Origin of the sequence: Pseudomonas sp. Yb2C2 (assembly GCF_052112325.1) — a bacterium.
In the GTDB taxonomy this organism is placed as follows: Bacteria; Pseudomonadota; Gammaproteobacteria; order Pseudomonadales; family Pseudomonadaceae; genus Aquipseudomonas; species Aquipseudomonas marginalis.
The window spans coordinates 190,720-213,083 of record NZ_JAVAJK010000006.1; the positions used below are offsets into that span (position 1 = coordinate 190,720).

General features: G+C 62.1%; 18 protein-coding genes. 4 read left to right on the top strand and 14 right to left on the bottom strand.

All coding sequences use genetic code 11. The annotated features are described in order from the left end of the window. Positions 1-200: 200 nt before the first annotated feature. The 5 genes from Q8X51_RS10665 to betI all read right to left on the bottom strand — a co-directional run bounded on the left by Q8X51_RS10665 (position 201) and on the right by betI (position 7,208). The gene (locus Q8X51_RS10665; RefSeq protein ID WP_407693666.1) at positions 201-1,517 is read right to left on the bottom strand and encodes a TldD/PmbA family protein; all 1,317 of its coding nucleotides are present in this window, start codon (positions 1,515-1,517) and stop codon (positions 201-203) included. After that, positions 1,517-2,959, bottom strand: a complete 1,443-nt coding sequence (locus Q8X51_RS10670) for a TldD/PmbA family protein (protein ID WP_330215105.1) — start codon at positions 2,957-2,959, stop codon at positions 1,517-1,519. Before Q8X51_RS10670 ends, Q8X51_RS10665 begins: the two co-directional genes overlap by 1 nt. Positions 2,960-3,164: 205 nt before the next feature. Next, positions 3,165-4,868, bottom strand: a complete 1,704-nt coding sequence (betA, locus tag Q8X51_RS10675) for a choline dehydrogenase (protein WP_065925474.1) — start codon at positions 4,866-4,868, stop codon at positions 3,165-3,167. A 163-nt stretch (positions 4,869-5,031) separates the two neighbouring features. Next, complete coding sequence (gene betB / locus Q8X51_RS10680; RefSeq protein ID WP_065925473.1) at positions 5,032-6,504, bottom strand: betaine-aldehyde dehydrogenase; 1,473 nt, start codon at positions 6,502-6,504, stop codon at positions 5,032-5,034. A gap of 110 nt (positions 6,505-6,614) precedes the next feature. Next, on the bottom strand, positions 6,615-7,208 hold the full coding sequence (gene betI / locus Q8X51_RS10685; RefSeq protein ID WP_053128113.1) for a transcriptional regulator BetI: 594 nt from the start codon (positions 7,206-7,208) through the stop codon (positions 6,615-6,617). A gap of 390 nt (positions 7,209-7,598) precedes the next feature. Between betI and Q8X51_RS10690 the strand changes: the two genes are divergently transcribed. Further along, positions 7,599-9,533 (top strand): BCCT family transporter, encoded by a 1,935-nt coding sequence (locus Q8X51_RS10690; protein WP_242001078.1) that lies wholly within the window; start codon positions 7,599-7,601, stop codon positions 9,531-9,533. A 110-nt stretch (positions 9,534-9,643) separates the two neighbouring features. Here the strand turns inward: Q8X51_RS10690 and choV are convergent, their stop codons facing one another. The 3 genes from choV to Q8X51_RS10705 form a co-directional block, all read right to left on the bottom strand. Next, positions 9,644-10,822, bottom strand: coding sequence for a choline ABC transporter ATP-binding protein (choV, locus tag Q8X51_RS10695; RefSeq protein WP_065925471.1), 1,179 nt, complete (start codon positions 10,820-10,822; stop codon positions 9,644-9,646). After that, complete coding sequence (gene choW, locus Q8X51_RS10700) at positions 10,819-11,664, bottom strand: choline ABC transporter permease subunit (protein WP_065925470.1); 846 nt, start codon at positions 11,662-11,664, stop codon at positions 10,819-10,821. Before choW ends, choV begins: the two co-directional genes overlap by 4 nt. A gap of 69 nt (positions 11,665-11,733) precedes the next feature. After that, on the bottom strand, positions 11,734-12,681 hold the full coding sequence (locus tag Q8X51_RS10705; RefSeq protein ID WP_027606017.1) for a choline ABC transporter substrate-binding protein: 948 nt from the start codon (positions 12,679-12,681) through the stop codon (positions 11,734-11,736). 415 nt (positions 12,682-13,096) lie between these two features. On the opposite strand from Q8X51_RS10705, the gene Q8X51_RS10710 reads away from it, so the two are divergent. Both Q8X51_RS10710 and Q8X51_RS10715 read left to right on the top strand, forming a co-directional pair. Then, on the top strand, positions 13,097-14,473 hold the full coding sequence (locus Q8X51_RS10710) for an L-serine ammonia-lyase (RefSeq protein ID WP_407693665.1): 1,377 nt from the start codon (positions 13,097-13,099) through the stop codon (positions 14,471-14,473). 451 nt (positions 14,474-14,924) lie between these two features. Next, positions 14,925-16,028 (top strand): GlxA family transcriptional regulator, encoded by a 1,104-nt coding sequence (locus tag Q8X51_RS10715; protein WP_065925468.1) that lies wholly within the window; start codon positions 14,925-14,927, stop codon positions 16,026-16,028. A gap of 43 nt (positions 16,029-16,071) precedes the next feature. Here the strand turns inward: Q8X51_RS10715 and Q8X51_RS10720 are convergent, their stop codons facing one another. The 6 genes from Q8X51_RS10720 to Q8X51_RS10745 form a co-directional block, all read right to left on the bottom strand. Beyond that, positions 16,072-16,335: a hypothetical protein gene (locus Q8X51_RS10720; protein WP_065925467.1), complete on the bottom strand. Its 264-nt coding sequence runs from the start codon at positions 16,333-16,335 to the stop codon at positions 16,072-16,074. Positions 16,336-16,581: 246 nt separating this feature from the next. Beyond that, entirely contained in the window at positions 16,582-17,742 is a 1,161-nt protein-coding gene (locus Q8X51_RS10725) for a gamma-butyrobetaine dioxygenase (protein WP_065925466.1), read from the bottom strand. 9 nt (positions 17,743-17,751) lie between these two features. Continuing rightward, positions 17,752-18,228 (bottom strand): thioesterase family protein, encoded by a 477-nt coding sequence (locus Q8X51_RS10730; RefSeq protein ID WP_065925465.1) that lies wholly within the window; start codon positions 18,226-18,228, stop codon positions 17,752-17,754. Between the two features lie 13 nt (positions 18,229-18,241). Continuing rightward, a complete protein-coding gene (locus Q8X51_RS10735; protein WP_407693664.1) occupies positions 18,242-19,207 on the bottom strand; it encodes an L-carnitine dehydrogenase in 966 nt (321 codons plus the stop codon). Positions 19,208-19,290: 83 nt separating this feature from the next. After that, on the bottom strand, positions 19,291-20,178 hold the full coding sequence (locus tag Q8X51_RS10740) for a 3-keto-5-aminohexanoate cleavage protein (protein WP_065925463.1): 888 nt from the start codon (positions 20,176-20,178) through the stop codon (positions 19,291-19,293). A gap of 87 nt (positions 20,179-20,265) precedes the next feature. Further along, positions 20,266-21,210, bottom strand: coding sequence for a choline ABC transporter substrate-binding protein (locus Q8X51_RS10745; RefSeq protein ID WP_027606008.1), 945 nt, complete (start codon positions 21,208-21,210; stop codon positions 20,266-20,268). Positions 21,211-21,403: 193 nt separating this feature from the next. Between Q8X51_RS10745 and Q8X51_RS10750 the strand changes: the two genes are divergently transcribed. Next, positions 21,404-22,348 carry a GlxA family transcriptional regulator gene (locus tag Q8X51_RS10750; RefSeq protein ID WP_027606007.1) on the top strand — a complete coding sequence of 315 codons (945 nt, stop codon included), beginning with the start codon at positions 21,404-21,406 and terminating at the stop codon, positions 22,346-22,348. Positions 22,349-22,364: the final 16 nt, after the last annotated feature.

Genomic DNA, 22,364 nt, shown 5'->3' on the forward strand with positions numbered 1-22,364 from the left:
TTCCCGGGCAAGGTCGTGCTCTCGTGGGTGGGGTGGCGGGGTGCCACTAACCGTTATAACGAGGTTTTTCGCAGGCGACAACAGGCTGCCCGTGCAGACTGGGAGGAAGAGAATTTACGGTAGGAAGGGATGAAACCGGGATGTCTGAAATCAGCACAGGACAAGGTGGGAGAGGGCAAGCCCGCTCCCACAGGGGGGATCTACAGGGTCAGGGTCAGGCGTTTAACCAGGGCACCCGGCAACAGGTTGGACGCGGTATTGCGCTGGCTATAAGTGCTGGCCGACAGCAGCAGTTCCCGCTCGGCGGTCAGCGCTTCCAGTTGCGAACCGAGCAACTGGTAGACGCTGTCATCAAAACGCATGGTGCTGACCGGCGCCTTGATCTCGCCGTCTTCCACCCAGAACGTGGCGAAGCGCGTCATGCCGGTCAGGCGTGCGGCGGGCAGGTCGGAGTAGTTCAGGTACCACAGGTTGCTGATGTAGAGCCCGGTGCCCAGTTGCTTGAGGATCTCGGCCTGGGCCAGGTTGCCTGCCGCGATCTGCAAGGCGCTCGGTGACTCATCGCCGCTGGCGCCGTTGGCGCTGAGGCCATATTCGGCAGCGCTGCGCGAGTTCACCAGTTGGCCGTCGGCCTGGCCGGCATTGATCAGCGTGACGTCACTGCGCGGGTAGCCTTCGCTGGAGAACGCCTGGCTCAGGGAGTCGGTGATGTGTTCTTTCACCGTCACCAGCGGGCTCAAGGACTGCTCGCCGGCATACAGCCGTTGCAACGAGCTGCCTTTGCTGGCGATGGCCTGGGCGGAAAAACCACCCCAGGTGATGATGCTGATGATTTCTTCCAGCGCCGCCGGCGCGAGGTAGGCGCGGTATTGTCCGGGCGCCAACGGGTGCAGCGGGCGGCCGAGGAATTCCAGCTGTTCACGCGCCAGTTGGAGGCGCCGGGCGAACTCGGCGCTGTCCCAGGCGTCGCCGGCGTAGCTGGCTTTTACCGCCTCGCCATTGGCGTGGAACAGGCTGAAATCGAAGTTGAAGCTATTGGCCTGATGCCAGCCAAACGCACCGTCCGAACTGGCGAAGCCCCGGCTGATCGGGCCGGCGGCATAGAAGCCGACCAGGTCGAGGCCATCGGCGGCCTGGCTGATTTCTTCCAGTACCTGGGCCAGGTCGGGCAGGGGGCGGGCCTGTTCGTTGTGGCTTTGCCAGGCGTTGTGGTTGAGCAGCAGGTACGGGTCATGGGGCAGCAGCGGCAGGGTTTCGCGCAATTGGCGCAGGCCGTCGGCGAGGCGCTGGCGATCCAGCTCGGGCTCGCCGGCCAGGGTGATGCCGAGGTCGGCATGGCGGCCATCGCTGATCAGCTTGAGGTTGAGGCTGGCCTGCTGCACGTGCCCGGCCTGACGCACCTTGGCGTGGTTGAAGCGCACGAACTCGGACGATTCTGCCGCGTAGCCCAGGTGGAATTGTTCCTTGTCGGTGATGGCCTGCTTGAGCCACTGCACCAATGCCTTGAAGGTGTTCATCAGGCATCTCCTCCAAATACGTCAACGTTGCTGAACACACAGGCCGGCGACGCATGGCCGACGCGGATCACCTGGTTGGGCTCGCCCTTGCCGCAGTTCGGCGTGCCCAGCACCTTGAAGGTGCTGGCGTCGCCCACGGCGCTGAGGTTGCGCCAGAACTGCGCGGAAATCGCCCGGTAGTTGGGGTTCTTTACCACGCCCTTGAGCTCGCCGTTTTCAATCAACTGGCCCCACTCGCAGCCGAACTGGAACTTGTTGCGTGCATCGTCGATGGACCACGAACGGTTGGTCGACATCAGGATGCCGCTTTCGATGCCGCCAATCAGTTGCGCCAGGCTCTTATCGCCGGCTTCGATATTCAGGTTGGCCATGCGGTCGATCGGCGGGCGGTTCCAGCTGCTGGCGCGGCTGTTGGCCACGCCGCCCATGCCCGAGCGGAACTGCGACAACGCCCCACCCAGGGGCTTGAGCAGCAGCCCTTCGCGGATCAGGAATTGCTTGCTGGCGGCGGTGCCGTCGTCGTCATGGCCGTAGCTGGCCAGTTGCTCGGGAATGTCCGGGTCGAACGTCACGTTCAACAGCTTGGAACCGTATTGCAGCTGGCCGAAGTCGCTGGCCTTCACAAAACTGGTGCCAGCGTAATTGCGCTCGTCGCCGAGGATGCGGTCGAGTTCCAGTGGGTGGCCGATGGACTCGTGGATCTGCAGGATCATCTGGTCGGGCATCAGCAGCAGGTCGCGCGGGCCCTGGGGCGTGTTTGGCGCCAGCAGCAGTTGCAGGGCTTCGTCGGCAATGCGCGGCGCGGCGCCCACCAGGCCGAAGCGGCTGATCACGTCAAACCCGCCTTGCTGGCCGAAGTTGCTGCCGCCGAGGGTGCGCGACTGGCTGTCGTTGCCGTCGTAGGCGGTGACGTTGACGCCGGGGAACACAAACCGCTGGGCCTGGCGCAGTTCGGCGCCGGCACTGTTGAGGTAGATCTGCTCGACGTGGGTCAGGCCGAGGCTGACTTCCCAGTTCACCAGGCGCTCGTCCTGGGGCACTGCAGAGGACTCATCGCCGAGCAGTTGGTAGCAGTCGCTCAAGGACGGGAAGGCGTGCTCGAGGTGCGGCGACAGGTAGTCGGCGACGTCGCTGGACACCGGTTGGTCGCGCAGGTCGAGCAGGGCGTGAGGTTTTATCAGGCGGGCTTGCTGTTCGGCGCGCTCGAGGGCGGCTTGCAGGCCAGGCAGGGAAATATCGTGGGTCGCGGCGTAGGTTTCCACACCGTTCAAACGCACGGTGAGCATGGCGCCTTCGTCGTGGTTCAGGTGCGGCGGTTCGGCGACGTTCTTGCGCACCGACAGGTACTGGCCGGACTCGCGCACGTAACGCAGGGAGAAAAATTCGGCGGTGGTGCGCAGGGCACTGAAGTGCTGCTTGAGTGTGGCGTGGTGGTCGAACATGGGGCCTTCCTTGTGGGCGGCTCAGCGCGGGCAGGCACACAGAGTAGGCCTGGGCTGGGGAGCGATCAAGGAGAGGTGATTCTTTGTGGCAAGTGCCCCTGTGGCGAGCGGGCTTGCCCCGCATTGGCTGCGCAGCGGCCCCAAAAATATTGGGAGCGCTGCGCACTCCAGCGCGGGGCAAGCCCGCTCACCACAGGGTTTAGCGTTATTGCGCCAATGGCCCCACTTCACGCAACGGCTTGCCACGCACCGGCGCGTCGCCGGCCACGTAGTAGTCGGCAGTGCTGCGCGGCAGCGGCTGGCGGCCACGGATCTTGTCGGCGATTTTCTCGGCGATCATGATCGTCGGCGCGTTCAGGTTGCCGGTGGTGATGATCGGCATGATCGACGCATCGACTACGCGCAGGCCCTGCATGCCATGCACGCGGCCTTCGCCATCGACCACGGCCATCTCGTCGTCGCCCATCTTGCATGAGCAGGACGGGTGGAACGCGGTTTCGGCGTGCTCGCGGATGAACTTGTCCAACTGCTCATCGGTTTGCACCTCGATACCCGGGCTGATTTCGCGGCCACGGTACGGGTCCAGTGCCGGCTGCTGCATGATTTCGCGGGTCAGGCGGATGCCGTCGCGGAATTCCTGCCAGTCCTGCTCGGTGGCCATGTAGTTGAAGAGGATGCTCGGGTAGTCCCGTGGGTTCTTCGACTTCAGTTGCACGCGACCACGGCTCGGCGAGCGCATGGAGCCCATGTGCGCCTGGAAACCGTGCTCTTTCACACCGTTGCTGCCGTTGTAGTTAATCGCGACCGGCAGGAAGTGGTACTGGATGTTCGGCCATTCGAATTCTTCACGGGTACGGATGAAACCGCCCGCTTCGAACTGGTTGCTGGCGCCGATGCCGGTGCCGTTGAACAGCCACTCGGCACCGATGGCCGGCTGGTTGTACCAGAGCAGCGACGGGTACAGCGACACCGGCTGGGTGCACGCATATTGCAGGTACAGCTCAAGGTGGTCCTGCAGGTTTTCGCCGACGCCAGGCAGGTCGTGGACCACCGGGATGTCGAGGCTTTCCAGCAGCTTGGCCGGGCCGACGCCGGAGCGTTGCAGCAGTTGCGGCGAAGCGATTGCGCCGCTGCACACCAGCACTTCTTTACGCGCACGGGCTTCAACGCGCTCTTCGGCGGCACCGATCAGGTAACGCACGCCAACGGCACGCTTGCCTTCGAACAACACCTTGTCGGTGAGGGCGTGGGTGACGATGGTCAGAGTCGAACGCTTCTTGGCCGTGTCCAGGTAACCGCGCGCGGTGCTGGCGCGACGGCCGTTAGGCGTGACGGTGCGGTCCATCGGGCCGAAGCCTTCCTGCTGGTAGCCGTTCAAGTCCTCGGTGCGCGGGTAACCGGCCTGCACGCCCGCTTCAACCATGGCGTGGAACAGCGGGTTGTTGCCGGCTTTAGGTGTGGTCACGCTGACCGGGCCATCGCCGCCGTGCCAGTCGTTGGGGCCGATGTCGCGGGTTTCGGCCTTGCGGAAATACGGCAGGCAGTCGAGGTAGCTCCAGTCTTCCAGGCCCGGCAGCTTCGACCAGTTGTCGTAGTCCATGGCGTTGCCACGGATGTAGCACATGCCGTTGATCAGCGAAGAGCCACCCAGGCCCTTGCCGCGTCCGCATTCCATCCGGCGGCCGTCCATGTGTGGCTCCGGATCGGTCTCGTACGCCCAGTTGTAGCGGCGGCCTTGCAGCGGGAAGGCCAGGGCGGCGGGCATCTGGGTGCGGAAATCGAGGCGGTAGTCGGGGCCGCCGGCTTCCAGCAGCAGGACGGTGACGCCTTCGTCTTCGGTCAGGCGGGTCGCCAGGGTGTTACCGGCGGAGCCGGCACCCACAATGATGTAGTCGTATTCTTGGGACATAAATGCACCCTCTTAAAAGTTTGGCCGCCCGTAGCAGCTGCCGAGGAACGAGGCTGCGTTGGGCTGCGTAGCAGACCCCAAGATCGCTACGCAGCCTCGCTTGCGCTCGTCAGCTGCTACGGCGGACCTTGGGATCGATACGCGCTGAGTTGAGTGGGGTTGCTTAGAACACCGAGGCGTAGTCGCCCAGCTCAACCTGTACCGATTTGATGCGGGTGAAGTTGTTCAGCGAGCTGATGCCGTTTTCACGGCCCACACCGGATTGCTTGTAGCCACCCACCGGCATTTTCGCGTCGGATTCGCCCCAGGCGTTGATCCAGCAGATGCCCGCTTCCAGCTGGTGAATCACGCGGTGGGCGCGGTTCAGGTCCTTGGTCACAAGGCCCGCAGCCAGGCCGAAGTCGGTGTCGTTGGCGCGGCGGATCACTTCTTCTTCGGTTTCGTAGGTGAGGATGCTCATCACCGGGCCGAAGATTTCTTCACGGACGATGGTCATCTCGTCGGTGCAGTCGGTGAACACGGTCGGGGCCACAAAGGCGCCTTTGGCCAGGTCGCCGTCGGTCAGGCGGTCGCCGCCGCACAGCACGCGGGCGCCTTCTTCCTTGCCTTTGGCGATGTAGCCCAGCACGCTTTCCATGTGGGCGAAGCTGACCAGCGGACCGAAGTTGGTGTTGGCGTCCTGGGGGTCGCCAACGCGGATGCGCGCAACACGCTCAACGATCTTGGCTTCGAATGCCTCTTGCAGGTGCTTGGGCACGAACACGCGGGTGCCGTTGGTGCAGACCTGGCCGGAGCTGTAGAAGTTGGCCATCATCGCGATGTCGGCCGCACGATCCAGGTCGGCGTCTTCGAACACAATCAGCGGCGACTTGCCGCCCAGTTCCATGGTCACTTCCTTGAGCGACGAGCTCGAAGCGCTGGCCATGACTTTCTTGCCGGTGTCGGTGCCGCCGGTGAACGAGACTTTCTCGATGCGCGGGTGCTCGGTCAGCCAGGTGCCGACTTCACGGCCGCTGCCGGTCAAGACGTTGAACACGCCTGCTGGAACGCCGGCTTCGGTGTAGATCTCGGCCAGTTTCAGGGTGGTCAGCGAGGTGACTTCGCTTGGCTTGAAGATCATCGCGTTACCGGCGGCCAGGGCCGGTGCGGATTTCCACAGGGCGATCTGGATCGGGTAGTTCCAGGCGCCGATACCGGCGACCACGCCCAGGGGCTCGCGGCGGGTGTAGACGAACGAGGTGTCGCGCAGAGGGATCTGCTCGCCTTCGATGGCCGGTACCAGGCCTGCGTAGTATTCCAGCACGTCGGCGCCGGTGACGATGTCGACGTACTGGGTTTCGGAGAAGGCTTTACCGGTGTCCAGGGTTTCCAGGGCGGCCAGTTCGTCGTTGCGCTCGCGCAGGATGTCGACGGCACGACGCAGGATGCGCGAACGCTCCATGGCGGTCATGGCGGCCCAGATTTTCTGGCCTTTTTCCGCGCTGACCACGGCACGTTCAACGTCGTCGAACGTTGCGCGTTGCACTTGGGCGAGAACTTCACCGTTAGCCGGGTTGATGGCGTCGAAGGTGGCATCGCTGCCAGCGTCGCTGTAGCCGCCGTCAATGTAGAGTTTTTGCAGGTCGAAACGGGCCATAAAGTCCTCGCAAGTGCATAAGTGGTTGGCGTTACCCGCCGCAAAGTGGGCCATGAGGGTGTGGCAACACTGGGCGGCGGACGTTCAGGGGTTGAGCGTTTATAAGGGCTCTAACTCACCTGCTTGGCCAATTGGAAATCCATGTATTCGTAAGCGATCCGTTGCGCCTGCGCCGTGTCGAAAGCGTCTCCCGACAGGGCACCGCGCAACCACAAACCGTCGATCAGGGCCGCCAGGCCTCTGGCTGCTTTGCGTGCGTGCGGCAGCGGCAGCACTCGGCGGAACTGGCAGCACAGGTTGGAATACAGACGTTGATCGTTGATCCGCTGCAACCTGTGCAATGACGGGTGATGCATGCTGGTGGCCCAGAAGGCCAGCCAGGTTTTCATTGCCGGGCCATTGACCTGGCTGGCGTCGAAGTTGCCCTCGATGATCACCCGAAGGTGCGCCCGTGGGCTGTCGTCCTTCAGCGCAAGCCTGCGTTCGTGGACGTTCTCGATCAGCACGTTCATCAGGTAGCGCATCGTCGCGGCGATCAGGCCGTTCTTGTCCTGAAAGTAGTGACTGATGATGCCGTTCGAGACCCCGGCCAAACGGGCGATCAGCGCAATGCTGGCATCTCCCATTCCGACCTGGTCGATGGCCGTCAATGTGGCTTCGATCAACTGTTGGCGGCGTATGGGTTGCATACCGACCTTGGGCATGTAGCACCTCTCCTTAGGCCTGCCGACGGGCGATGAACGTTCGTCGACTTGAAGGCCAGTCTATTTTGTTTTGATTGAACGTTCAATCAACAAAGAATAAGCTCTGCGACAAATGGTCGCTGCCTACAGGTATTTCCTACGTGAAGGCCGCGACATCCGGCACCTGCAAAAACCTTTGAAACAGGCGGTATCAAGGCCTGCCCACTGCCTGGTGGGGCTCAAGGATTTTCGGGGTGTCTTTATAACACCCGTCCGTCGACTGCCGAAAAATCGATAGGCCGGGATAACCGTTGCCTTGTGTTTCTCTCTCGCACTGCCTGGAGCATCTGCGCCATGAGTTCTGCCTCTCTTATAAAGACCCCGCCGGAAAAGGTCCGGGTCAACGGTTGGGTGTTCTACACCTCCACCGCGCTGATTCTGTTGTTGACCGCCATTCTGATCATCGCCCCGCAGGAGGCCGGGCGCATGCTCGGCGTAGCCCAGGCCTGGCTTTCCAAAAGCTTCGGCTGGTACTACATGGTGGTCATCGCCGCTTACCTGGTATTTGTGGTCGGCCTGGCGTTTTCGTCCTACGGCAAGTTGAAACTGGGCAGCAAGGACGACACCCCGGACTTCAGCTACGGCGCCTGGGCCGGCATGTTGTTCTCGTCGGGTATCGGCATCTCGCTGCTGTACTTCGGCGCCTCCGAGCCGCTGGATCACTACTTCAACCCGCCCGAAGGCGCCGCTGCCAGCAATGGCGCGGCACGCCAGGCGTTGCAGTTGACCTTCCTGCACTGGGGCCTGCATGGCTGGGCGATCTATGCGCTGGTCGGCCTGGCGGTGGCGTACTTCGCCTACCGGCATAACCAGCCGCTGGCTTTGCGTTCGGCGCTGTACCCGCTGGTGGGTGAGCGTTGGGTGAAGGGCGCGGCCGGTCACGCGGTGGATGGTTTCGGCATGTTCGTGACCCTGTTGGGCCTGGTGACCAACCTGGGCATCGGTTCGATGCAGGTGTCGTCCGGCCTGGAAAACCTGTTCGGCATGGCGCACAGCAACACCAACCTGCTGATCGTGATCATCGTGATGAGCACCGTGGCGACCATCGCCGCCGTGTCGGGCGTGGAGAACGGCATCCGCCGCCTGTCCAACCTCAATATCGTGCTGTTCAGCGGCTTGCTGATCTTCGTGCTGCTGTTCGGCCCGACCCTGCACCTGCTCAACGGCCTGGTGCAGAACACCGGCGACTACCTCAACGGCATCGTGCTGAAAACCTTCGACCTCTATGTGTACGAAGGCGACGGTGACAAGACCGAACGCTGGATGGGCCTGTGGACCCTGTTCTACTGGGCCTGGTGGATTTCCTGGGCACCGTTCGTGGGCATGTTCATCGCGCGGATTTCCCGTGGCCGCACGGTGCGTGAACTGGTGGCCGGCGTGTTGCTGATTCCCCTGGGCTTTACCCTGGCGTGGCTGTCGATCTTCGGTAACTCGGCGCTGGACCTGGTGTTGAACCATGGTGCGGTGGAGTTGGGCAAGACGGCGCTGGAACAACCGTCCATGGCCATCTACCAACTGCTGGAGCATTACCCGGCGTCGAAAATCGTCATCGGCGTGTCGATCTTCGTGGGCTTTGTGCTGTTCCTGACCCCGGCGGATTCCGGTGCGGTGATGATGGCCAACCTTTCCTGCAAAGGCGGCAATGTGGATGAAGATGCGCCGCACTGGCTGCGCATCTTCTGGTCGGCGGTGATCACCCTGGTGACCATCGGCCTGCTGTTTGCCGGCAACTTCGAAGCCATGCAAACCATGGTGGTGCTGGCGGGGCTGCCGTTCTCGGTGGTGCTGATTTTCTTTATGTTCGGTTTGCACAAGGCGATGCGCCAGGACGTGGCGATCGAACAGGAGCAGGCGCAACTGGCTGAACGCGGGCGTCGCGGCTTCAGCGAGCGCTTGACGGCACTCGACCTGCAACCGAGCCAGGGCACTGTGCAGCGCTTTATGGACAAGCACGTCACGCCGGCGCTGGAAGAGGCGGCGGTCGCGTTGCGTGAGCAAGGGTTGGAAGTGCAGACGCTGTTGGGCAAGTCCAAGCGCTGCATCGGTGTGCGCATCGAGATGGAAGAGGGCAACCCCTTCGTTTATGAAGTGAGCCTGGATGCTTACTCGTCGGCACCGAGCGACCTGCCCGAAGAAGAACGCACCCGCTATTACCGGGCCGAGGTGTACCTGCACAACGGGCCTCAGGAATACGACCTGATGGGCTTCGCCCAGGAACAGATCACCCGGGACGTGCTCGATCAGTTTGAAAGCCATCGGCAGCTCCTTGGCCGTGTCTATAGCTGATGCGTTGAAAGCCCGGTGGTGTCACTGACATCACTGGGGCAAAAAATGTGGGGGGCAAGCCCCCTCCCACATGTTTGACCCGGTTTCTGCACTGGCGTTTGCGGTGTTGGCTAGCCCAGGTTTTTGCCCAGCAGGGCGTGGTAGAGCTCACTGTCGCCAAGGATCCCCACCACCTGGTTGTTGTCATGCAACACCAGCTTGTTCCCCGTCTGGTAACGAATCTGCAGCGCATCACGCATGCCGATATTCGAATCCACCAGGGTCGGTACCCGGCCCAAACCTTCCACCGGTTGCCCCGGCGCCCAGTTCTGCAGGTTCATCACCATGCCATTCTGGCGGGCGCCCTGGATGGTGTTGCCTTCGGACAGGTCCAGCCACGAATCGCCGCCCGGGTCGAGGCACACCGAACCGTTGACGCGTTTGCAGTTGTCCAGTGTGCGCATCAGGCTGCGGCCGCACAGTACGTTCAGCGGGTTGGTGTGGGCGACGAAGGTGCGTACGTAGTCGTCCGCCGGGTTCAGCACGATCTCTTCCGGCACGCTGTACTGGATGATCTTGCCGTCTTTCATGATCGCGATGCGGCTGCCCAGCTTGAGCGCCTCGTCGAGGTCGTGGCTGACGAACACGATGGTCTTGCTCAGCTTGCTTTGCAGTTCCAGCAACTCGTCCTGCAGGCCCTGGCGGATCAGCGGGTCGAGGGCGGAGAAGGGCTCGTCCATCAGCAGGATGTCGGCATCCATCGCCAACGCGCGGGCCAGGCCGACGCGTTGTTGCATGCCGCCGGACAGCTCATCGGGCTTCTTGTTGCGCCACTGGGTCAGGCCCACCAGCTCGAGTTTCTCGTCCACCAGCTTGCGCCGTTCTTTTTCCGGGCGGCCCTGCATTTCCAGACCAAAGCTGATGTTCTCGCGCACCGTCAGCCAGGGCATCAGGGCGAACTTCTGGAACACCATGGCGATGCGCTTGGTGCGCATCATTTTCAGCTCGGCGGGGCTGCAGGAGGCGATGTCGATCTGGCGACCTTCATGCTCGACGAACAGTTGGCCACGGCTGACGGTGTTGAGGCCGTTGATGCAGCGCAGCAGGCTCGACTTGCCGGAGCCCGACAGGCCCATCAGCACGCAGATCTCGCCTTTTTCCACATCCAGGCTGGCTTTTTCAACGCCGACAATCTGCCCGGTTTTTTTCAGGATCTCGTTACGGCTCATGCCCTGGTCCAGCAGCTTGAGCGCTTCGCGTGGGTCTTTGGAGAAGATCACGTCGACATTGTCGAATCGGATAATGCTCATGCATCACCCCCTACTTTGGCGTCGGGTTGTTTGCAGATGCGGTCGAGCATGATGGCCAGCAGCACAATCGCCAGGCCGGCTTCAAAGCCCAGGGCGATATCGGCGGTGTTCAGCGCGTTGACCACCGGCTTACCGAGGCCGTCGGCGCCCACCAGGGCCGCGATCACCACCATCGACAACGACAGCATGATGCATTGGGTAATACCGGCAGCGATGCTCGGCATGGCGTGGGGCAGTTCAATGCGCGAGAGCAACTGACGGCGCGAGCAGCCAAAGGCCTTGCCGGCGTCCATCAACTCTTGCGGTACATCACGGATACCCAGGTAGGTCAGGCGGATCGGCGCGGCAATCGCGAACACCACCGTGGAAATCAGCCCGGGCACCACACCCAGCCCGAAGAGGGTCAGGGTAGGGATGAGGTAGACGAAGGTCGGCACGGTCTGCATCAGATCGAGCACCGGCCGCATCATGGTGTAAAACAGCGGTTTGTGCGCGGCAACAATGCCCAGCGGCACACCGATGACCACGCAGACCAGGGTGGCGAACAGCACCTGCGCGAGGGTCTCCATGGTTTCCTGCCAGTACCCCAGGTTGAGGATCAGCAGGAAAGAGACGATGACAAAAACAGTCAGTCCCCATTTACGTTGAATAAAGTGAGCCAGCAGCGCAATCAGACCGATCAATGCCAGCGGATTGAACCAGGTCAGCGCGAACGTCACGCCGTGGATCATCGTTTCCAGTGTCGATGCGATTGCGTCGAAGTAGTTGGCGCCGTGTTGGGTCAACCATTCGACGAAGGCAGCGATGTACTGGCCTAGTGGGATTTTCTGTTCAGTCAGCATGGTAGTGAATGTCCACATGCGAAGAGGGAAAACATCCCGGGGCAGCGCACCGCCCCGGGGTCAGCGGGATTACTTGGCGAGATACGCTTTGACGGCCTCCAGGCCTGGTTTGCCATCGACGGTATTGACTCCGGCGAGCCAGGTGTCGAGGACTTGCGGGTTCTTTTTCAGCCAGGCCTTGGCGGCGGCATCGGGCTTCATCTTGTCGTCCAGGACGTTACCCATCAGGGTGCTTTCCATGTTCAAGGTGAACACCAGGTTCTTCAGCAACTGACCGACGTTGCTGCATTCCTCGGTGTAGCCCTTGCGGGTGTTGGTATAGATGGTGGCCTGGCCGTAGTTGGGGCCGAACGAATCGTCACCCCCGGTCAGGTACTTCATCTTGAAGCGGGTGTTCATCGGGTGCGGTTCCCAGCCGAGGAACACGATGGCCTGGTCACGCTTGGTGGCGCGCTCAACCTGGGAAAGCATCCCGGCTTCGCTGGATTCGACCACTTTGAAGCCGGCGGTCTTGAGGCCGAAGGCGTCTTTGTCGATCAGCGTCTGGATGGTGCGGTTGCCGTCGTTACCCGGCTCGATGCCGTAGATCTTTCCGCCCAGCTCATCCTTGAATTTGGCGATATCGGCGAAGTCTTTCAGGCCCTTGTTGTACAGCGCCTCGGGTACCGCCAGGGTGTACTTGGCGTTTTCCAGGTTGGCGCGCACGGTTTCCACGGTGCCGGCATCACGGTACTGCTTGATGTCGTTTTCCATGGTCGGCATCCAGTTGCCGAGGAACACGTCCATGTTCTTGCCGTCGGCCAGGGACTTGTAGGTCACAGGAACGGAAATCATCGTGGTCTTGGTCTTGTAGCCCAGGCCCTTGAGGATTTCGCTGGTGGTCGCGGTCGTGACGGTGATGTCGGTCCAGCCGACATCGGAGAAGTTGACGGTCTTGCACTGTTCCGGTTCTGCGGCGTGCGCCATGACTGGCAGACTCAGCATGGCGGCCAACAACAACGAGGGTGAACCTTTCATCTGGGTAGACTCCTGTGTTTTTTCTGGCGGCATTCGCCGCGCTTTATAAGTGTTGCGGTTGGAGCGTGCGGCAACAGCTCTGCCACGGTGCCTTGCAAACGAGTCGAGACTGATCATGTACCAGTGAAAATCTGACGCCTACAGGGGGCGTCGTATCCAGTACAGGGAGGGTCGTATCCAGTGTCGGTGACGTCGCTTACAGGTTTTTCCCAAGGTAAAACCACTGTTTTTGCCCATCTGCACCGCTAAAAACGGCTGAAACAGGCGATCGCACGGGAGCGACGCTGGTGAGCATGGGTGCGTCGGTGTGAGACGCCGTGAGCGACAGCAAAAGCTTGATGATGCCGCCATCTGGGCGATCTGAGCGTAGCACCTCGTTCAAGCCTGGCCGTGCTTATCGAGGAGTTCTACCGTAATGGCTATCAGTGTTTTCGACCTGTTCAAGATCGGCATCGGGCCTTCCAGTTCTCACACCGTCGGCCCCATGCGCGCCGCGGCGTTGTTCGTCCAGGGGTTACGTGAACGTGAACTGTTGGAACAAGTCAGGCGTGTCGAAGTTCAGCTGTACGGTTCGCTGTCCGCCACCGGCATCGGCCACGGCAGCGACACCGCCACCATCATGGGCCTGATGGGCGAGTGGCCGGACGCGATCGATCCGTCGCAGATCGGCCTGCGCATCCACACCCTGCGCGAAACCGACACATTGCTGCTCGATGGGCGTTTGCCCGTGCCGTTCGTGTGGCCCCGGGACATGCGCCTGCTCGACGAAAACCTGCCGTTCCACCCCAACGCCATGACCCTGGTGGTGTACGGCGATGAAGGCGAGCTGCACCGCGACACCTACTACTCGGTGGGCGGTGGTTTTGTGGTGGATGAAGCCCAGGCGCAGAGCGGTGTGGCGGACATGGACCGCACCGAGTTGCCCTATGATTTCTCCAGCGCGGTGGAGTTGCTGCAGCTGTGCAAGACCCATAACCTGCGCGTTGCCGAGTTGATGCTGGCCAATGAAAAAGTCTGGCGCTCCGAAGACGAAATCCGCAGTGGCCTGATGAAGCTCTGGCGCGCCATGCAGGCGTGCGTGGAGGAGGGCCTCAAGCACGAAGGCATCCTGCCCGGCGGCCTCAATGTGCGCCGTCGTGCCGCCAAGTTGCACCGCAGTCTGCAGGAGTTGAACAAGCCGAATGTGATCGGCTCGACCTTGAGTGCGATGGAGTGGGTCAACCTGTTCGCCCTGGCGGTGAATGAAGAAAACGCCGCCGGTGGGCGCATGGTCACGGCGCCCACCAACGGTGCGGCGGGGATCATTCCGGCGGTGCTGCACTACTTCATGAAGTTCAGCGACGAAGTCACCGAAGCCAACGTGGTCGACTACCTGCTCAGTGCAGCGGCGGTGGGGATCCTGTGCAAGAAGAACGCCTCGATCTCCGGGGCCGAAGTCGGTTGCCAGGGTGAAGTGGGTTCGGCCTGCGCCATGGCCGCTGCCGGGCTGGCAGAGATCCTCGGCGCAACCCCGGAGCAACTGTGCAACGCCGCCGAAATCGGCCTGGAGCACAACCTCGGCCTGACCTGCGACCCGGTGGGCGGGCTGGTGCAAGTGCCGTGCATCGAGCGCAATGCGATTGCCGCGGTGAAGGCGATCAACGCGGCGCAGATGGCCCTGCGCGGTGATGGCCAGCACTTTATCTCCCTGGACCGCGTGATCCGCACTATGCGCGATACCGGGGCGGATATGCATGACAAGTACAAGGAGACGTCCCGGGGCGGGTTGGCGGTCAGCGCGGTGGAGTGCTGATGAGCTTGTTGTGATGAGTGGGGCCTTTGTGGTGAGCGGGGCAAGCCCGCTCACCACAAGTGAACACACAGACCCCACAGCGCCACCTTTTAGCGCGTCGCAAACAGATAAGTAGCTTCCAAACGATTTCCCCCTCGACCACCCGTCACCTGTGCGTGCGGTGACAGACTTTTCCTACGCGCTGAAAGCGCCTTCCCACAAGTGATACCGAACTGCTCACACACCTTGAGCAGGGCCGCTCCGACGTCTATTTCAGCCATATCCCGTACTCCTCGCGCGGGCTTATTTAGACGCGTCATCAGGTCGTTTTCAGGATTTGTTGAATAGCCATTCAAATTTAGGCATGGCATTTGCTCTACCAATTCAAAGCCTCTCGCCTTGCCGGATGAAGAGCGCAATAACAAGAGCCTCGCCTGAGGCCATCACCTGCTTTGTGTGAGGAGATACCGCCATGACGTCGTTCAACTCCGGGGCCCAACCCCAGAACCGTGCGCCTCAATCCATCGGCTTTTTGCTGCTGGACAATTTCACGCTGATTTCCCTGGCCTCGGCCGTGGAACCGCTGCGCATGGCCAACCAGCTGTCCGGCCGCGAGCTGTATCGCTGGACAACCCTGAGTGTCGACGGCAACCAGGTATGGGCCAGCGACGGTCTGCAAATCACCCCCGATGCCTCCATGCACAAAGCCCCGGCCCTGGACACTGTGATTGTGTGCGGCGGCGTGGGTATCCAGCGTACCGTGACCCGTGAGCATGTGTCGTGGCTGCAAAGCCAGGCGCGCCAGTCCCGTCGCCTTGGCGCAGTGTGCACCGGCAGCTGGGCCCTGGCCTGTGCCGGTCTGCTCGACGGTTTTGATTGCAGCGTGCACTGGGAATGCCTGGCGTCGATGCAGGAAGCCTTCCCGCGTGTGTCGATGAGCACCCGTTTGTTCACCCTCGACCGCAACCGCTTCACCAGTTCGGGCGGCACCGCGCCGTTGGACATGATGCTGCACCTGATCAGCCGCGACCATGGCCGTGAACTGTCGGCGGCGATCTCCGAGATGTTCGTGTACGAGCGCATCCGCAACGAACAGGATCACCAGCGTGTGCCGCTCAAGCACATGCTTGGCACCAACCAGCCGAAGCTGCAGGAAATCGTCGCGCTGATGGAAGCCAACCTCGAAGAGCCGATCGACCTCGACGAACTGGCGGTGTACGTCGCCGTGTCGCGTCGCCAGCTGGAGCGGCTGTTCCAGAAATACCTGCACTGCTCGCCGTCGCGCTATTACCTCAAGCTGCGCCTGATTCGCGCGCGGCAGTTGCTCAAGCAAACGCCGATGTCGATCATCGAAGTGGCCTCGGTGTGCGGGTTTGTCTCCACGCCGCACTTCTCCAAGTGCTACCGCGAATACTTCGGCATTCCGCCACGGGATGAGCGCGTAGGCTCCAACACCACCCAGCAGGTGGCGATGATGCCGATTCCGCAGGCGCTGGTGTTGTCACCGCTGTCGGGACCGATGGCGGCGTTGAGCCAGGCGCGCAATGAGTCGACTTTCGCGAGTGTACGGCTCTAAACCGAGTTGACTGCATCGGGGGCTTGCCCCCGATAGCGGTCTGTCAGGCGCCGGAGTTCTGCTTGAACTGCATCAGCGCCGGCAACAGTTGCTTATCGATCGCCTGGCGCACCGCCGGCAAAATCGTCGCACTGCCGGTGTACATCTGCTCAACCATACCCTTGAGCGCCTTGGCCCGTGCTTCGCTCAAACCGCGTACGGCACATTCGCAGGCCTGCTCGGCAGTAGAGCCGCTGGAGACTTCGAAACCCAGCGAGCGCAGTTGGCTCAGCAGGTCATCCTGGTCAATCAAATCCGCATGCATCATGACGTTTATCCTGGTGAAGGGAGCGGGGATCGACTTGGATTCTGGTAGGCCCCCGGCCGGTCGGCAAGGGCAGAATGCACGAATGGCTCAGATGGCTATGAGCGTGTCGTTTTCGGGCCATTTACCCACTGAAGTAATAGGCACACTGTCCATCAGCAAGCAGCTTGAAGGTTTGGTCACCCTCGGGATGCACGGCTCACACAAGGCACTCTGCCCCGATCCAGTCACGGCTGGACCGGGGCTTTTTTAGCGCTGCAGCACCAGGATTCGTGAAAGCAGTTCATCCCGGTCGATATAGCAACCCTGAAAGTGCCGCGCCCCGGAAGTGGGATCAAACGCATTGCGCGCATGCAACGTGCGGCGGTTATCGAAGCACCACAGCTCGCCCGGGTTCAGGCGCTTGACCAGCCGAAAGCGCGCCTCGCGCGTCATCGCGATAAAGCGTCGATAAGCCTGATACAGCAACGGCATCTGCGCCACCGACGTCTCGAACGGCCCACGCAAAAAGTTGGCCATGCGAATCTCTGCCACATCCCCCAGTGCGTCCAATGCGATGATCGGCGCGAGGCGACGATAGTCGCTGTGGCGGTCTTTGTTGCGAAACTCCACGGGTATTTCACACAAGGCACGAAACGCTTCGGGATCTTCCTCGCGCAGGGCATTGGCGATGGCAAACCCATCGACAAAAATACTTTCGCCCCCGTCGGCATCGTTGACCAGGCAATGCAGGAATTGCAGCCCCGGTTGCAGCTCCCGGGTCGGCAAATCACTGTGCAAGGGCAGGTTGAAAGCGGTGTAGGCATTGCTGTCGGCATCGGCCTTGGATTGCACGTTGAACAGCACGCCGAAATTGCTCTCGCGGATAAATGAAATACGCTGGGCAACACGCGCCAGGGAGCCGGGTTCGGTGGGTACGCCGCGCATTTGCGTCAGGCCCGCGTCACGCAAGGCCAGCAGCCATTGCAGCAGCGCCGCAGGGTCTTGCATGACCGCCGCGTAGTCGAATATAGGCAGTTCGAAGGTGTTGTCCCAGAGCCGCGATTTTGGTTTCGCCGCCCGGCGTTCGGCGCGGGATTCATCGTCGTAGGCATGGGCCCGCAGCCAGCCGGGATCGTACCGGCTGCGATGACCGCCGTGCCATTCCACGCTGAGGAAGCCCTGGTCGATACGAACGCTGATGGCGCTGAGGTTTTCATCCACATCGACAATTTCCAGCACTTGCTCGCGGGTCACGCTGTACACGCATTGCGTGCACGGGCAGTTGTCCCGCAGCCACTGATGGTGAAACGGGCTGACCCGGCCATCGGCCCATGTCACGCGAACCTGATCGTCCAGCACCTGTGCATCGGCGAGGTCGAAGCGTTTCGGGTAAATACGGAAATCGGCAACAGCGGCGGCGGTTTGCATGATGGCTCCTTATTTTTTCGGGGGCAGTCCAATCACCCGGCCGAGGAGGGCGGGCCTTGGCAGGTCGGCTTGCTCAGCGCTGATCGCAATGAGTTTCTCCAATGTCGCCTCGGCAAACGGGGCCGAATGCGGACCCGCCAGGTCGACGTGCAGCAGCATCTGTTCGTTGCCGGCCAATGCTTTCTCATCGCCCACTAAATGCAGGCTGTGATAAAGGTGCAGGCGCTTGGCGTCGTGGGCGATCAGTTGCGTGTGCACCTCCACTTCGGCACCGAGTTTCACTTCGTGCAGGTAGTTCAGGTGCAGTTCCAGGGTGAACAGCGAATGGCCGCTGGCTTCGCGGTTTTCACTGTCCAGGCCGAGGGTGTCCATCAGCGCGTCGGTGGCGTAGCTGAAGATCAGCAGGTAGAACGCGTCGCGCAGGTGGCCGTTGTAGTCCACCCAGTCGGCAAGGACTGGGGTGGTGTAGGTGGTCAGTGCAGGCATGGTGAGGGTTCCGTTATTCGGCGAAGGTCATGCCGTGCTTGGCTTTGGTGGTTTTCACCGCTTCCAGCACCGCCAGCAGGCAATCATCACGATAGCGTTCCAGCGCCGAAATGCTGTGTTTGCCCAGTTGCTCGCTGGTGCCATCGACCACATCGTCGATCAACTTGTCGGTCAGCTCCGGAGCCGGCAGGTAGGTCCACGGCAATTGCAACGCAGGGCCGAACTGCGCCATGAAGTGGCGCATGCCCGCATCGCCACCCGCCAGGGTGTAGGTGAGGAATGTGCCCATGAACGACCAGCGCAGGCCGGCGCCAAAGCGGATGGCATCGTCGATCTCGCCGGTGGTGGCCACGCCGTCATTCACCAGGTGCAACGCCTCGCGCCACAGCGCTTCGAGCAAGCGGTCGGCGATAAACCCGGGGACCTCCTTACGCACATGCAGCGGGCGCATGCCGAGGGATTCATACACCTTGATCGCGGCCTGGATCGCTTCCGGCGCGGTGTGCTTGCCGCCGACCACTTCCACCAGCGGCAGCAGATAGACCGGGTTGAACGGATGGCCGACCACACAGCGTTCCGGGTAGGTCGAGCCCTCGTAGAACTCACTCGGCAACAACCCTGAGGTACTCGAACCGATCAGTGCATTGGGCTTGGCCGCGGCGCTGATCCTGCTGTGCAATTCCAACTTCAGTTCCAGGCGTTCCGGGGCGCTTTCCTGGATGAAGTCGGCGTCTTTCACACATTCTTCGATGGTGGCCACAAAGCGCAGGCGGTCTTGCGCTGCGCCGGGTGCCAGGCCCTGTTTTTCCAGGGCGCCCCAGGCATTGGCGACGCGTTTGCGCAACGCCGCTTCGGCACCCGGTGCGGGGTCCCAGGCGACCACGTCGAGGCCGTGGGCCAGGGCACGGGACACCCAGCCGCTGCCGATGACACCGCTGCCTAGGGCGGCGAAGGTTTTGATCTCAGTGATAAAGCGCATGGCGACGATCCTGAAGTATTCACACATTCTGTTTTGGGAACCGGCTCAAACTGTGGGAGGGAGCAAGCCCCCTCCCACATTTTTTAGCCGCGCTTGGTCAGGCCCATCTTGATGCGGCCTTCCGCCGGGGTCATGACCCGTGCGCCCAGGCGGCTGAGAATTTCACTGGCGCGTTCCACCAGTTGGCCATTGGTGGCGAGTACGCCCTTGTCCAGCCACAGGTTGTCTTCCAGGCCGACCCGTACGTTGCCGCCCAGCAGCACCGCTTGCGCGGCCATGGGCATTTGCATGCGGCCGATCCCGAACCCGGCCCACACCGCGTCGGCGGGGAGGTTGTCGACCATGGCCTTCATGGTGGTGGTGTCGGCCGGCGCGCCCCATGGAATGCCCAGGCACAGTTGGAACAGCGGGTTGTCGAGCAGGCCTTCCTTGATCATCTGCTTGGCGAACCACAGGTGGCCGGTGTCGAAGATTTCCAGCTCGGCCTTCACGCCCAGTTCCTGGATGCGCTTGGCGCCCGCACGCAACTGCGCCGGGGTGGAGACGTAAATCGTGTCGCCGTCACCGAAGTTCAGGGTGCCGCAGTCCAGGGTGCAGATTTCCGGCAGCAGCTCTTCCACATGGGCCAGGCGGGTCAGCGGGCCGACCAGGTCGGTATTGGGACCGAATTCCATCGGGTGCTCGCCGCCGCCGATCTCGAGGTCGCCGCCCATGCCGGCGGTGAGGTTGACGATGATGTCGATGTCAGCCTCGCGGATGCGCTCCATCACTTCGCGATACAGGGCAACGTCGCGGCTGAACTTGCCGGTCTCGGGGTCGCGCACATGGCAGTGCACCACGGTGGCGCCCGCCTTGGCGGCTTCCACCGCAGCGGCGGCGATTTGCTTGGGGGTGACCGGCACGTGTGGGCTTCTGGCGGTCGTGTCGCCAGCACCGGTGAGTGCGCAGGTGATGATGACGTCGTGGTTCATGGGGCGGTTCCTTACGGGCGTGTGATTTCAAGGCGTACGGTGCCGTTCGCAGCCAGGAGCGGCTGCGACACGGTGGTTCAAGTCAGGTTATTTGCTGGTGAGTTGCAGGTTGGCTGCAGCCGGTTTGCCATCGAAGGTGGTCACGCCTTCCAGCCAGCGCGCCTGGTCCTGGGGATGATCCTTGAGCCACTGCCTGGCGGACTCGAGGGCGTCCTTGTGATCCAGCAACGGCTGCATCATCCGGCTCTCGTCGGCGGCGGTGAAGGTCAGGTTGGTCAGCAGCTTGTGCACGTTGGGGCACTGTTCGGCGTAGGTCGGCGCGGTGACCGTCCACACGCTGGCCATGCCTTCGTTCGGGCCCAGGGCGTCATCGCTGCCGGTGAGGTAGGTCATCGCGATATTGACGTTCATCGGGTGCGGCGCCCAGCCGAAGAACACCACGGCTTCCTTGCGGCGTACCGCACGGTCCACGGCGGCAAGCATGCCGGCCTCGCTGGATTCCACCAGTTGGAATTTGCCCAGGCCGAACTGGTTCTTGGCGATCATCGCCTTGATCTGGGTGTTGGCCCCCGAACCCGGCTCGATGCCGTAGATCTTGCCGCCCAGCTCCTTCTCGAATTTGGCGATGTCGGCAAAGGTCTTCAGGCCTTTGTCCGCCAAGTAAGTCGGCACCGCGAGGGTCGCGCGGGCGTCTTCCAGGCTGGGTTTGTCGAGGACTTTGATTTGCTTGGCGTCGACGAACGGCGTGATGGTCTGGGTCATCAGCGGGTTCCAGTAGCCGAGGAACAGATCCAGGCGTTGGTCACGGATGCCGGCGAAGATGATTTGCTGGGAGGCGCTGGTTTGTTTGGTCTTGTAGCCGAGGCCGTCGAGCAACACTTGGGTCATGGCACTGGTGGCGATGACGTCGGTCCAGTTCACCACGCCCATGCGCACGTTCTGGCAGGATGCCGCGTCGGCAGCCCATACGTTCGTGCTCAAGATGGCGCTGGCGCTGAGTGCAAGCACGCAGCGGCGAATCAGTCGGTTCATGGTGGATCCCTCGGCAGGTCGTTATTGTGGGGGCCGGCGTCTTTGTGCGCCGTGAGGCCAAGTTACGTAGCTTTGGAGGCGACAAAACGCACGGCGGCGACCAGCTCTTGCACAGCAGCGACCTGCCCCCTTGAATCCACCCGAGAACGGGAGTATCACAGTGCCACGCTGCCCGTCCTACGAGAGCGCCACCATGTCCCAGGATTTCTACTTTCTGCTGATGCCGGGGTTCTCGGCCATCGGCTTTATTTCTGCACTGGAGCCTTTGCGCGTGGCCAACCGCTTTCGTGGCGAGTTGTACCGCTGGCATGTGCTGAGCGCCGATGGCGGCGCGGTGCTGGCGAGCAATGGCATGTCGGTCAACGCCGACGCCGCGCTGGAACCGCTGAAAAAGGGCGCGACGCTGTTGGTGGTGGCCGGCTTCGAACCGCTGCAGTTCGCCACGCCGGCGCTGGAGCACTGGCTGCGTCGCCTGGACCATGACGGCGTGACCCTCGGCGCCATCGACACCGGCGCCTGCGTGCTCGCCGAAGCCGGCCTGCTCGACGGCCACCGCCTGACCCTGCACTGGGAAGCCATCGATGCCTTCAAGGAGTCGTACCCGCACCTGAGCGTGACCCAGGAACTGTTCGAAATCGACCGTCGCCGCATCACCTGCGCCGGCGGCACCGCCTCCATCGACCTGATGCTCGACCTGATCGCCCAGGCCCACGGCGCCGACCTGGCGATCCAGGTCTCCGAACAGTTCGTACTCGGCCGCATCCGCCCGCGCAAGGACCACCAGCGCATGCAGATCGCCACGCGCTACGGCATCAACAACAAAAAGCTGGTGCAAGTGATCGGCGAGATGGAGCAGCACACCGAACCGCCCCTGAGCACCTTGGCGTTGGCCGACGCGATCAAAGTTACCCGGCGCCAGTTGGAGCGTCTGTTTCGCCTGCATTTGAACGATACCCCGAGCAACTTCTACCTTGGCCTGCGCCTGGAAAAAGCCCGGCAGCTGCTGCGCCAGAGCGATATGAGCGTGCTGGAGGTGAGCATTGCCTGCGGGTTCGAGTCGCCGTCGTATTTCACCCGGAGTTATCGGGCGAGGTTTGCCAAGTGTCCGAGGGAGGATCGGCGACGGGAGGTGGTTTGACGGGCAATTATAGTGA